The sequence below is a fragment of the Achromobacter pulmonis genome, from assembly GCF_902859765.1.
Lineage (GTDB): Bacteria > Pseudomonadota > Gammaproteobacteria > Burkholderiales > Burkholderiaceae_B > Achromobacter > Achromobacter pulmonis.
Genome location: NZ_CADIJV010000002.1, coordinates 20,127 through 32,451 on the forward strand (window position 1 = coordinate 20,127; position 12,325 = coordinate 32,451).

General features: G+C 67.5%; 9 protein-coding genes. 5 read left to right on the forward strand and 4 right to left on the reverse strand.

Going from position 1 to position 12,325, the window contains the following annotated elements; all coding sequences use genetic code 11:
• Positions 1-86 precede the first annotated feature (86 nt).
• The 4 genes from HV701_RS01770 (at position 87) to HV701_RS01785 (ending at position 4,984) form a co-directional block, all read left to right on the forward strand.
• Complete coding sequence (locus HV701_RS01770; RefSeq protein WP_175131425.1) at positions 87-1,088, forward strand: tripartite tricarboxylate transporter substrate binding protein; 1,002 nt, start codon at positions 87-89, stop codon at positions 1,086-1,088.
• A gap of 3 nt (positions 1,089-1,091) precedes the next feature.
• Positions 1,092-2,612, forward strand: coding sequence for a UxaA family hydrolase (locus HV701_RS01775; protein ID WP_175131426.1), 1,521 nt, complete (start codon positions 1,092-1,094; stop codon positions 2,610-2,612).
• A 58-nt stretch (positions 2,613-2,670) separates the two neighbouring features.
• Entirely contained in the window at positions 2,671-3,435 is a 765-nt protein-coding gene (hpaI, locus tag HV701_RS01780) for a 4-hydroxy-2-oxoheptanedioate aldolase (RefSeq protein WP_175131427.1), read from the forward strand.
• Positions 3,436-3,511: 76 nt separating this feature from the next.
• Positions 3,512-4,984: an NAD-dependent succinate-semialdehyde dehydrogenase gene (locus HV701_RS01785; RefSeq protein ID WP_175131428.1), complete on the forward strand. Its 1,473-nt coding sequence runs from the start codon at positions 3,512-3,514 to the stop codon at positions 4,982-4,984.
• 57 nt (positions 4,985-5,041) lie between these two features.
• Here HV701_RS01785 and HV701_RS01790 read toward each other — a convergent pair whose 3' ends face one another.
• Positions 5,042-7,147, reverse strand: coding sequence for a TonB-dependent siderophore receptor (locus tag HV701_RS01790; RefSeq protein WP_175131429.1), 2,106 nt, complete (start codon positions 7,145-7,147; stop codon positions 5,042-5,044).
• A 233-nt stretch (positions 7,148-7,380) separates the two neighbouring features.
• Here HV701_RS01790 and HV701_RS01795 point away from each other — a divergent pair, with 233 nt between their 5' ends.
• Positions 7,381-8,364, forward strand: coding sequence for a helix-turn-helix transcriptional regulator (locus tag HV701_RS01795; protein WP_175131430.1), 984 nt, complete (start codon positions 7,381-7,383; stop codon positions 8,362-8,364).
• 129 nt (positions 8,365-8,493) lie between these two features.
• On the opposite strand, the gene HV701_RS01800 is transcribed toward HV701_RS01795, so the two are convergent.
• The 3 genes from HV701_RS01800 to HV701_RS01810 all read right to left on the reverse strand — a co-directional run bounded on the left by HV701_RS01800 (position 8,494) and on the right by HV701_RS01810 (position 12,298).
• Entirely contained in the window at positions 8,494-8,847 is a 354-nt protein-coding gene (locus tag HV701_RS01800) for a DUF5368 family protein (RefSeq protein WP_175131431.1), read from the reverse strand.
• Between the two features lie 12 nt (positions 8,848-8,859).
• Entirely contained in the window at positions 8,860-10,212 is a 1,353-nt protein-coding gene (locus HV701_RS01805) for an NAD(P)/FAD-dependent oxidoreductase (protein ID WP_175131432.1), read from the reverse strand.
• Positions 10,213-10,390: 178 nt separating this feature from the next.
• Entirely contained in the window at positions 10,391-12,298 is a 1,908-nt protein-coding gene (locus HV701_RS01810) for a B12-binding domain-containing radical SAM protein (protein WP_175131433.1), read from the reverse strand.
• Between the last annotated feature and the right edge of the window lie 27 nt (positions 12,299-12,325).

The window sequence follows — 12,325 nt, forward strand, 5'->3', positions numbered from 1 at the left end:
TTTGATTGGAAGGTTATATAAACCGCCGCCACAATGCAAAGCAAGTCCGAACGCCAGAGTCGGGCCGAACCGAAAGCGAGGAGACAATGAAAGAACGTTTTGCGATGCAGCCGCTGCGGCGGACATTGCTACTGGGCGGCGCGGCCATGGCCGGCGCCGCGATGCTGCCCCGGGCCGCGCGCGCGGCCGGCTTCCCCAGCCGCCCCATCACCTTCATCTGTCCGTGGGCAGTGGGCGGCACGGCCGACCAGTCGATGCGGGTGTTGTGCCAGGCGGCCAGCAAAGTGCTGGGACAAACCATCGTGGTGGAAAACCGTGCCGGCGCATCCGGCATGATCGGCGCCAAGGCGCTGGCCAACGCCAAGCCGGACGGCTACACCATCGGCCAGATTCCGATTTCGGTGACGCGCTTTGCGCAGTTGGGCATGCTGTCGGCCGACCCGCGCCAGGACTTCACCTACATCGCGCGCACCTCGGGCCAGACCTTCGGCATCGTGGTCAGGGCCGATTCGCGCTTCAAGTCGCTGGCCGACATGGTGCAGTACGCCAAGGCGCATCCCGGCATCGTGACCTATGGCCACGCGGGCGTGGGCGGCGCGACGCATGTCGGCATGGAGCAGTTCGCCCTGGCGGCCGGCATCCAGTTCAACGCCATCGCCTACAAGGGCGGCGCGCCGGCGCTGCAGGACCTGATGGGCGGGCAGATTGACCTGCTGGCCGATTCCAGTTCGTGGGCCACACAGGTTCAGGCCGGCAATCTGCGGCTGTTGGCCACCTGGGGTGCGCAGCGCACGCCGCGCTTCAGCGATAGCCCGACGCTCAGGGACCTGGGCTATGACGTGGTGGTGGACGCGCCCAACGGCGTCGGCGCGCCCAAAGGCCTGGACCCGGCCGCCGAGAAAGTCCTGCGCGACGCCTTCCGCCAGGCCGTGGCCAGCCCTGAATTCAAGCAGGTCGCCGACAGCCTGGACGCGCCGGTCATGTACCTGGACGGCCCCGACTACCAGCGCTTTGTCGCCCAGGTCTATGGCCAGGAAACCGAACTGATCGAGCGCCTGCACCTGAAGGCCATGCTGCAACAGAGCTGAACCATGCCATCGCCGCTTATCCGCCTGCATCCCGACGACAATGTGCTGATCGCCCGCGACGGCCTGGGCCTGGGGCAGTCCCTGCCGGACCTGGACCTGCGCGTGCGGGCCCAGGTGCCCGCCGGCCACAAGATCGCCGCGCGCCGCATCGCGCAGGGCGAGACCATTCGCAAGTACAACGTCGTCATCGGCGTGGCGGGCCGCGATATCGAAGCTGGCGACCACGTGCATACGCACAACGTCGAGCTGGCGGACTTTCAGCGCGATCCGGGTTTCTGTCTGGACGCGGTGCCGGTGGCGCCGGTGGCGCCCGACGAGCAGGCGCGCTTTCTCGGCTACGTGCGGCCCGATGGACGGGTCGGCACACGCAACTTCATCGGCATCCTGGCATCGGTGAACTGTTCCGCCACCGTCATCAAGGCCATCGCGGCGCACTTCGACGCGCAGCGGCTGGCAGCCTATCCGAACGTGGATGGCGTGGCGGCGTTCGCGCATACCAGCGGTTGCGGCATGTCCTCGCCCAGCGAGCATTTCGACGTGCTGCGCCGCACGCTGGCCGGCTATGCGCGGCATCCCAACCTGGCCGGCGTGCTGATCGTCGGGCTGGGCTGCGAACGCAACCAAGTCGATGCGCTGGTCGATACCCAGGGGCTGGCGCGCGATCCGCGGGTGCGCACGCTGGTGATGCAGGACAGCGGCGGCACCCGAGCCACCATCGCCGCCGGGATCGCCGCGATCGAAGCCATGCTGCCGGCGGCGAACGACTGCGCGCGCAGCGAAGTATCGGCGCGGCACTTGAAGATCGGCCTGGAGTGCGGCGGTTCGGACGGGTTTTCCGGCATCACGGCCAATCCGGCGCTGGGCGCGGCCATGGACATCCTGGTGCGGCATGGCGGCACCGCGATCCTGTCGGAGACGCCGGAGATCCATGGCGTCGAATACCTGCTGACCCGGCGCGCCGCCAGCCGCGAAGTGGGCGAGAAGCTGCTGGCGCGGCTGGCCTGGTGGGAACGCTATGCCGCCGGCCAGAACGCTCAGTTCAATGGCAAAGTCGGCCACGGCAACCAGCAAGGCGGGCTGGCGAACATCTTCGAGAAGTCGCTGGGATCGGCCATGAAAGGCGGCAGCACGCCGTTGCAGGCGGTCTACGAATACGCTGAGCCGATCGACCAGCCCGGCCTGGTGTTCATGGACTCGCCCGGCTACGACCCGGTGGCGGTGACCGGTCAGATCGCCAGCGGCGCGAACCTGATCTGCTTTACCACCGGGCGCGGCTCGATGTTCGGCTCCAAACCGGCGCCGACCCTGAAGCTGGCCAGCAACACGCCCATGTTCCGCCGCCTGGAGGAAGACATGGACATCAATTGCGGCCCCGTGCTCGACGGCGAACTGAGCGTGGCGCAGATGGGCCAGCGCATTTTCGAGCAGATCCTGCTGGCCGCCTCGGGCCGGCGCACCAAGAGCGAATTGCTGGGCCTGGGCGATCACGAATTCGTGCCGTGGCACCTGGGCATCGTCAGTTGATCCATGGCGCCGCGTCCGCGGCGCGCTTCCTTCACGTCATTTGTCATAGGCGCTACTCATGCCCGCCCTGAATCCCTTCAAATCCGCGCTGGCGTCCGGCACGCCGCGCATCGGCCTGTGGCTGTCCATGGCCGACCCTTACCTGGCCGAAGTGGCCGCAACCGCCGGCTTTCACTGGCTGTTGATCGACGGCGAGCACGCGCCCAACGACCTGCGCAGCACCTTGCAGGCGCTGCAAGCCGTAGCCGCCTACCCGTCGCAGCCAGTGGTGCGGGTGGTCGACGGCGATCCGTCACGCATCAAGCGGCTGCTGGACATCGGCGCGCGCACCCTGCTGGTTCCCATGGTGGACACCGCCGAACAGGCCAGCGCCCTGGTCGCGGCCACGCGCTACCCGCCCCACGGCGTGCGCGGGGTAGGCAGCGCGGTCGGCCGCGCCTCGCAATGGAACCAACGCAGCGACTACCTGGCGGTGGCCGACGACGAGATCTGCCTGCTGGTGCAGGCCGAGACCACCACCGCCCTGCGCAACCTGCCCGCGCTGTGCGACACCGATGGCGTGGACGGCATCTTCATCGGCCCGGCGGACCTGGCGGCCTCGATGGGCCACCGCGGCAACCCCGGCCACCCCGAGGTGCAAGCCGCGATCGAAGCGGCCATGCGCACCATCGTGGCCTCGGGCAAGGCCGCCGGCACGCTGACGTCCGACCCGGCCCTGGCCCGGCGCTACCTGGAACTGGGCTGCACCTTCGTGGCGACCGGCGTGGACATCCTGCTGTTCGCCGGCGCCGCGCGCAAGCTGGCGCGCGATTTCGATTGCTGATCCGACCGGCCGCGGCGGCGCGGCCTACCTTCTGCCAATTCCCCCGGCCCGCCAACGGCCACGGAGCCTGAACGACATGACCACCCATGCCGACGCATCGGCGCTGTTCCAACCCGACAATTTCATCGACGACGCCTGGGCGCCGAGCCAAACCGGGCGCCGCTTCGAGGTGACCGACCCGGCCACGGGCGCGATCATCGCCCACGTTCCCGACAGCGGCCCGCAGGATGCCCGCGCCGCCGCCGACGCGGCCGCGGCCGCCCTGCCCGCCTGGCGCGCGCGCCTGCCACGCGAACGCGCCGAACTGCTGCGGCGCTGGCATGCGCTGATCCTGGCGCGCCAGGAGGAACTGGCCGCCCTGATCTGCCGTGAACAGGGCAAGCCGCTGGCCGAGGCCCGCGGCGAGGTGGCCTATGGCGCGTCGTACGTCGCCTGGTTCGCCGAGGAAGCCACCCGCATCTATGGCGACATCATCCCCGACCAACAGCGCGGCAAGCGCATGACCGCCATCAAGGAGCCGATCGGCGTGGTGGCCGCGATCACGCCCTGGAATTTTCCGCTGGCCATGATCGCGCGCAAGATCGCGCCGGCGCTGGCCGCCGGCTGCACGGTGGTCGGCAAGCCGGCCGAGGACACGCCGCTGACCGCGCTGGCGCTGGCGCGGCTGGGCCAGGAGGCAGGCTTTCCGCCTGGCGTGCTGAACCTGATCACCGCATCGCGCGCGCAGGCCGCGACGGCGGTGGATACATGGCTGGCGGACAGCCGCATCCGCAAGATCACCTTCACCGGCTCGACGCCGGTGGGCAAGCACCTGGCCCGCGAATCCGCCGCCACCCTGAAGAAGCTGTCGCTGGAACTGGGCGGCAACGCGCCCTTCATCGTGTTCGACGACGCCGACCTGGAGGCGGCGGTCGATGGCGTCATGGCGGCCAAGTTCCGCAACGGCGGCCAGACCTGCGTCTGCCCCAATCGCGTCTATGTGCAGGCGGGTGTGTATGATCGTTTCGCCACCCTGCTGCGCGACAAGGTCGCGGCGCTGCGCGTGGGGCCGGGCACCGACCCGGCCAGCCAGATCGGCCCCATGATCAACGCCCGCGCGGTCGACAAGATCGCCCGCCACGTCGACGACGCCCGCGCCCAGGGCGCCCGCGTGCTGACCGGCGGCGAGCGCCTCACGCACCTGGGGCCGCATTACTTTGCGCCGACCGTGTTGGGCGGGGCCCACGCCGGCATGGCGCTGTGCGGCGAGGAAACCTTCGGGCCGGTGGTGCCGCTGTTCCGCTTCGACGACGAAGCCCAGGCCATCGCCGCCGCCAACGACACGCCCTTCGGGCTGGCGTCGTACTTCTACACGCAGGACGTGCGCCGTATCGAGCGGGTGTCGCGCGCCCTGGAATCGGGCATCGTCGGCGTCAACGAAGGCGCCTTGGCCTCGGAGGCCGCGCCGTTTGGCGGCGTCAAGGAATCCGGCTACGGCCGCGAGGGTTCGAAATATGGCTTGGACGATTACTTGTCGATCAAGTATGTGTGCCAGGGCGGGTTGGGGTAAGCCGCCCGGGGTGCGGATCCGGCGCAGTGACCGGCCGAGGCGAGGCGATGAACCGCGTCACCACTGATACGCCACCTTCAGATTCACCACCCTCCCCGCCCCCGGGAAGCACCCGCCCATCGTCTCGTCATAGCAGCTCGCGATATGCCGCTTGTCGGTCAGATTGGTGACATTCAACTGCACCCGCGCGCCCTTCAGGCTCGGCACCTGCCGGCCCAGGTCGTAATGCAGCTGCGCATCCACCAGCGTGAACGCCGCCGTGCGGTACTGTTCCAACCGGCCGTCCCCCACCCAGGTCCCGCCGTTGTGCCGCACCCCCAGCGCCGCCCCCAGGCCAGACGGCGCATCCCACGCCAGCCAGACGCCGCCGAAGCGCTCCGGCACGCGCGGCGGGGTCTTGCCGATGTTGGCCGGATTGCCCTTGGTGTATTCCACGTTCTGCCACGTGTAAGCGGCGATCACGCTCCATTGCGCGCCGAGCTTGGCGCGCGCCTCCAATTCCAGGCCGCGCGAGCGCAACTCGCCGCCCTGGATGCTGAACGCCACGTTGGCCGGGTCGGCGGTGAGCAGGTCAGATTGCGTCAGATTGAAGACGGCGACGGTGAGCAGCGCGTCCCAGTGGTAGGGCTGGTACTTGAGGCCAGCTTCGATCAGCTCGCCTCGGCTGGGCTTGAACGGCTTGCCGCTGGATGACAACTGGTTGGTCGGCTGGAACGACTGCGCATACGTGACGTAGGGCGCCAAACCGTTCTGGAAGTGGTAGAGCGAGCCGACGCGCACGGTGGTGGCTTCGTCGTGCTGCTTGAAGCCGCCGCGCCCGAGCAGGTCGATCGTGTCGATGGTGGACCAATCGTGCCGCACGCCGAGCGTGGCGGTCCAATTACCCAGCGCCAGTTGGTCTTGCAGGTAAAGGCCGGTCTGCGTCGAGCGCACGCGATTGTTCGTGTACATCATCGGCGCGCCGGTCACCAACGCGCCATGGACGGGCTGGTACAGATCCAACGGCGATGCCGCTCCTTGGGAATAGTCGCCGCGGCCGCGCATCTGCTCCCAACTGATACCGGCCAGCAAGTCGTGTTGCAATGGGCCGCTCGTGAAACGGCCTTTCACCTGATTGTCCAGGGTGATGGCGTGATAGGTTTCCTCGGACAGCGAGGTATTGCGGTTCAGGGTGCGCAGATCCGGCTGCAAGCCATGGCCGATGACGACGTCGCGGTGCATGGAAATGCCGCTGTAGCGGCCGCTCGACGTTACCCACCAACCGCCGGCCAGGCGCTGGTCGACGCGAAAGCCGGCCACGCGTTGCTTGCGGGAGAAGGCGTCGTAGGACGGCTCACCGATATTGGTGTAGCGCGGAACGCGGCCATTGGGGTTGGGTAATACGCTGCCGGCGACGGGCACGGAGCCCAGCGAGCCCAGGGAAGGATCGTCCTGGTAACGCGCATACAGCGTCAGGCGCGTCGCGGCGCTCGGCTGCCACACCAGCGACGGCGCAACCGCGCGGCGCCGCGCGGGGAATCCGTCCACCTTGCCATCGCTGTTCCAGACGGTGCCGGCGATCCGGTAAAGCCAGGCGCCGTCGCGGTCGGCGCGGCCACCCAGGTCGAAGGAGCCGCGTCGATAGCCGCGCGTGCCGCCTTCCAGCTCGACCAGCCGGATCGTTTCATCGCGAGGCAATTTGCTAGTCAGGGCCAGCACGCCGCCCGGAGTGGCCATGCCGTACAGCACCGATGCGGGACCGCGCAGCACTTCCATGCGTTCCAGCAGGAAGGGATCGACCTGCTGCGCGCCGTAGACGACGCCTCCAGTCTGGCGCAAGCCATCGAGAAAGGTGTCGGCGCTGCCATTGCCACCGGTAAATCCACGGATGGTCAACTGATCAAAAGCCGTGACACCGCCCCATTGCTCGGTGGCGATGCCGGGCGCGTAGCGGAAGGCTTCGTTGATCGAGCGGGCGTCTTGCGCGTCCATCTGGGCGCGGGTGACCACGGAGACCGATTGCGCAATCTGGCCCAGCGGCAGGTCGCTGCGCGTGGCCGAACTGGCGCGGCGGGGCACAAAGCCGTCGTCCTCGACGCTGCCGACGACCTCGATAGACGGCAGCGTCGGCGCCTCGGCGGCCTCGGCCGCCAGCGCCGCGCCCGGCTGGGCCCAGGCCAACAAAAGCAGTTGAAATCCGACGGTAAGAACCCGGGGCGTTGTGCATCTGGCGCGGGATTGGAAGATCATGAGCGTGGTCCGGTTGTTTGAAGGCATACATCCCCTGCCACGGCAAGCGCCGTCGGCGCAATGTATGAACATTCCCTTGGGGCAACCGTATTTGATGGTGCGTCTCATTCCCTAAACTACCCGGATCGGGTCAATCACCCGCATCGGTTGCCTGTCCCACCGCCCGAATGAAATTCCAAGACTCCCTGCCGCCCAGCGCGGCCCGCGCCCTGCCCGAAGCGTCCACGACCGCGCTATGCGATCCGGATTACGTGGCGCGCCTGCTGCCGGAGCAGCAGCACAAGCTGGTGTGTCTGCCGGCCGGCGACGGCGTCGAGCTGTGCTACTGGCAGAGCGTGTTCGATCAGCCGCTGACCGCCCGCGTGCGCGACGCTGGCGACCGCGTCATTCTGTCGTACCAGTTGCGCGGGACAACACATTGCTGGCTGGAGGGCGGCCCCGCTGGCGGTGAAACGCAGCTGCGCGAGACCTCCGGCAGCATCTTCTTCGCGCCGGATCGGCGCGGGCACTTTTGCCAACAGGGGTTGTGCGAGAGCCTGTCCGTCGCAGTACGGCCCGACGTATTGCGAAAGTGGCTCGGACACGACACCCATCAGCCTCTGGAACGGTCGTTGGCGTTGGGCAGCTGCCTGCATGCCGGGTATCGCGGCGAAAAACTGCACCAGGCGGCACTGGCAGTCAGCCGGGATCTGAAGCACTTGCCCCCTCGATCCAACGAAACACGCGGCACGCGCTTGATCCGCGAGGCGCAGGCGCTGACGTTGGCGGGATTGTTCCTGGAAGACGAATACACGACCGGGGCGCGGGGCAATGCCGCCACGCCGCACCGCCAGCGCCTGCTGGCGGCGCGGGACTATCTATTGGCCGATCTGGCCCATCCCCCCACGCTGGCGCGCATCGCGGCCGAAACCGGCTTGAGCGCCATGCGCATCAAGCGCGGCTTTCGCGAGCTGTTCGGCCACAGCGTCTATGGCTTGTTCCAGCAGGAGCGGATGCGTGACGCGCAGCGGCGGCTGCGCGCGGGCGGAGTGACGGTGATGGAGGTGGCGTTCGACCTGGGGTATTCGAACCCCAGTCATTTCGCGGCGGCATTCCGCAAGGAATTCGGGCTGGGGCCGGGCGAATTCAAGCGCCGTGCGGCCGGCGCATGACGCGCCGGCATCGCCACGCAGTGCCGGCCCCATCCCGATTACCACTGCGCCCAAGCCCGGTGGCGCCCCCCACGCCAGCCAGACGCCGCCGAATTGCGCCGGCACGCGCACGGGCCGCTTGGCGACGACTCATGCGCGGCGCCGCAGCCAGGCGAGCCAACCGGCGATGCTATAGAAAAAAATGGCCGATCCAATGAAGCCGACGCCAAACACCGCCAAGATCAGGAACCAGTCGATGGGACCGCCAGCCCTCGGCAATCCGGAAGCAGACACATATGTCACGAGCGCCAGCGCGCCCGCGCCGCCAAGCAGCCCAAAGGCTTGCGATTGCTTCCACCTGCCGGCCATGATGCCATTTTCCCGGAACAGCAGCGCCGCGAACAGCACGGCGCATAGCATGACAAGAGCCAGCAGCACCCACAGCGCGAATCCAAGCATTTCGTGCAGCACGTAGAACATTGTCCAGGCATCGAAGTTCTTCATGGCGGTGGGCGGCTATGCGCGGCCGCGCAACATGCTGAGGTAAGTCGGCTTCAACGCGACCGTCTCCATTACCCAGCTAATCCACAGTTCCTCCAACGGCGCGATCACGCCCGGAAAAGATGGCGTCAGGTTATTGCGATAGTCGAACTCTACCAACATCGCCCGGCCCAGGCCGGTGATGAGCGGGCACGAGGTATAGCCCGTATAGAACGCATCGGGAAGCGCTCCGGCGATCTGCGAAACGAGATGGTTGACGGCGACGGGAACCTGCCATTTCACGCTGGCCGCGGTCTTGCCCTTAGGCACCCCGGCCACGTCACCCACCGCGAATACATTCGGGTAGCGCGCATGACGCAGCGTGCGGGGGTCCACCTCGACCCATCCCTCGGCTTGCCAAGGGCCGCTTTGCCAGGGCAAGGGGCTGTTGCGGATTGCCTGCGGCGCGCGCATCGGCGGCACCACATGGATGAAGTCATAACCCTGATCCTGCAAGCCCTCGGGCGTGTCGAAGGTGGCGATGCGCCTGGCGGGGTCGATGGCCCTGAGCGTGCGCCGGTAATTGACGCGGATGGCCCGCGACTCAAACAGCATCCGCACCTTTTCCGACACGATCGGAACGCCGAAAAGCGCATCGTTATGCGCGTTGTAGGTGATTTCGGCCTTGTCCCGCGTGCCACGGCGTCTCAGGTAGTCTTCCGTAATGAAAGCCATCTTGAGCGGCGCGCCGGCGCACTTTATCTCGGTCGCCGGGCGCGTAAAAATGCCGCGCCCGCCCTGCCCGACAAAAGCGGACATCATCCGCCAGGTGGCTTGCGCCGCCTGTGGGCCGTGATACACGCTGCCCACACCATGGCTGCCGATCAGGCCCGCATCCATCCCCTCTATCAGCCCATACTCGAGCGCCAGGCCAGTGGCGATGACCAGATAGTCATAGGCAATGGCCTGCGACCCGGTATGGACGCGCTGGCTATCCGGGTCGAACTGTGTCACGTGCTCCGGTATCAATTCGACGCCGGGCGGCAGGTATTCGGCAGTGCGGGAAATAACGTAGTCCGCCGGTTTCAGACCCGCCGCGATGAGCGTGAAACCCGGTTGATAGAAATGCTCGCGTCGCGGATCGATCAGGATGATGCGCGCGCCGTCGAGACTGGCCGCGAGCCGGGACGCGGTGGCCAGGCCGGCGGCGCCGGCCCCCACGATAACGATGCGGGCACGGGTTTTCACCGTCGTGGGCTGCTCGGCCACAGCCAGGCGCGGCAAGGCTGCCGCGCCGAGCGCGGCCAAGGCCAGCAGCGCCTGGCGGCGATCGATTGACCTGGCCTCGGCGCCGGTACGCGGCAACGTGCCGGCCTGGCGGATGCTCATGGTGTGCCCCTTCTTATATCGACGCGCAGAATAAGTTGATCTTGCGTCAAAAGACCTCACCCGCCCATGCGTTTGGTCAATATCGGCCCCGCTTGTCTTCTACCGGGCGGGCGCCTTGGCCACGAGCGCTATCCCACAGCGGCTCGGCACCGCCCGACCGACGGCCCCCAACGCCATCTCACTGGCCCAGCGCCCGACTGATCCGATGCCGCCCCACCGTCGTCTTCGGCACCTTGAACGGAAACCAACTGCGCACGTCCTCGTCCAGTCCGATCCTGTGCATGTAGTTGTAGATCGCCTTCTTCAACGCCCGCCCCAGCGCGTCGTGATCCACCCCGGTCGGGTCGTCGAAGCCGATGTCGTTCTTGGCGAACGTCACCTCCGGCAGCGGCCGCAGCGTCACGCCGTATTCCTCCGGGTTCAGCCCCACCGGCGAATGCACCGTACAGGCGAAGCGGTGGAAGAACCCGCTCTGGATACAGCCGTTCTCGAACAACTGGCGCACGTATTCCAGCGCGTCGACCGTATCCTGCACGGTCTGCGTGGGAAAGCCGTACATCAGGTAGGCGTGCACCAGGATGCCGGCGTCGCTGAAGGCGCGGGTGACGCGCGCCACCTGGTCGACGGACACGCCCTTTTTCATCAGATTCAGCAGGCGGTCCGAGGCGACCTCCAGGCCGCCCGAGACGGCGATGCAGCCGCTGTCGGCCAGCAGTTCGCACAGCTCGGGGGTGAAGGTCTTTTCGAAGCGGATGTTGCCCCACCACGAGATGCCGGCGTTGCGGTCGATCAGCTCGGTGGCCAGGGCCTTGAGGGACTTGGGCGGGGCGGCCTCGTCGACGAAGTGAAAACCGGTCTGCCCGGTTTCCTGCACGATGGCCTCGATGCGGTCGGCCAGCACCGTGGCCGACGCGCCTTCGTAGCGGCCGATGTAGTCCAGGCTGACGTCGCAGAAGCTGCACTTCTTCCAGTAACAGCCGTGCGCCACGGTCAGCTTGTTCCAGCGGCCGTCACTCCACAGGCGGTGCATGGGGTTGAGCATGTCCAGCAGCGACAGGTAGCGGTCCAGCGGCAGGCCGTCCCAGGTGGGCGTGCCGACTTCGGCGAAGGCGACGTCGGGCTCGACCAGGTTGACGTAGCGCACCGCGCCGCTGTCGGCGTCGCGCAGGAAGGTGCGCACCAGGCGCTGGCGCGAGCGCTTGCCTTGGACGTGCTCCAGTAGCGCCAGCAAGGGGCGTTCGCCGGCATCCAGGCTGACGAAGTCGAAATAGTCGAAGACGCGCGGGTCTTTCAGTTCGCGCAGCTCGGTGTTGACGAAGCCGCCGCCCAGCACGGTGATGATCTTGGGATCCTGCGCCTTGATGGCCTGGGCGATGCGGAAGGCGGCGTAGACGGCGCCGGGAAACGGCACCGACAGCAGCACCATGGTGGGCTGGTGGCGCGCCAGGGCTTCCAGGGTCAGGGCGCGCAGGGTGTCATCCACCAGGTTCAGCGGCGCGGCCAGCGCTTCGGCCAGCGGGTCGAAGGTCGGCTGGCTGCCGGCCAGCGATTCGGCATAGCGCACGAATTCGAAACGCGGATCGATGGCGTCGCGCAGCACGTCGGCCAGGTCGTTCAGGTACAGCGTGGCCAAATGCTTGGCGCGATCCTGCAGGCCCAGGGCGCCGAAGGCCCAGCCCAGCGGGTCGCCGCCTTCGTCGTCGACATACACGTCCAGCGAGGCAAAGCGCGGGCCTTCGGGCAGGAAGTGGCGGCCGACGATGCGGTGCGCCAGCGTCGAGTCACGGCCTTGCAGAAAGGCGATCACCGGGGCGATGGTGGCCAGGTAGCGCGGCTGCATGGCGATGAAGGCCTGGATCGCCGGGGTGTGCTGGTCCAGCGGCAACGCCTCCACCTTGGCCGCCACGGCGCGCAGGCCGTCGGGCGACAGCAGGCGCAGGACCAGCGCCAACGCCAGGTCTTCCTGGGAGGCCGTGACGCCGCGTGAGCGCAGGAAGCCAGTCAGGTAGGCGGTGGACGGGTATGGCGTATTGAGCTGCGTCATCGGCGGGATGACGGACAGCACGCGTAGGGGGGTGGCGGACATGGGACACGGCGGGAAATGCCGTCAAAG

What these genes read in the sequence shown, in the direction of transcription:
- HV701_RS01770 (WP_175131425.1), top strand. Translation starts at nt 87, where the DNA reads ATGAAAGAACGTTTTGCGATGCAGCCGCTGCGGCGGACATTGCTACTG.
- HV701_RS01775 (WP_175131426.1), top strand. Translation starts at nt 1,092, where the DNA reads ATGCCATCGCCGCTTATCCGCCTGCATCCCGACGACAATGTGCTGATC.
- hpaI (WP_175131427.1), top strand. Translation starts at nt 2,671, where the DNA reads ATGCCCGCCCTGAATCCCTTCAAATCCGCGCTGGCGTCCGGCACGCCG.
- HV701_RS01785 (WP_175131428.1), top strand. Translation starts at nt 3,512, where the DNA reads ATGACCACCCATGCCGACGCATCGGCGCTGTTCCAACCCGACAATTTC.
- HV701_RS01795 (WP_175131430.1), top strand. Translation starts at nt 7,381, where the DNA reads ATGAAATTCCAAGACTCCCTGCCGCCCAGCGCGGCCCGCGCCCTGCCC.
- HV701_RS01800 (WP_175131431.1), bottom strand. Translation starts at nt 8,847, where the DNA reads ATGAAGAACTTCGATGCCTGGACAATGTTCTACGTGCTGCACGAAATG.
- HV701_RS01805 (WP_175131432.1), bottom strand. Translation starts at nt 10,212, where the DNA reads ATGAGCATCCGCCAGGCCGGCACGTTGCCGCGTACCGGCGCCGAGGCC.
- HV701_RS01810 (WP_175131433.1), bottom strand. Translation starts at nt 12,298, where the DNA reads ATGTCCGCCACCCCCCTACGCGTGCTGTCCGTCATCCCGCCGATGACG.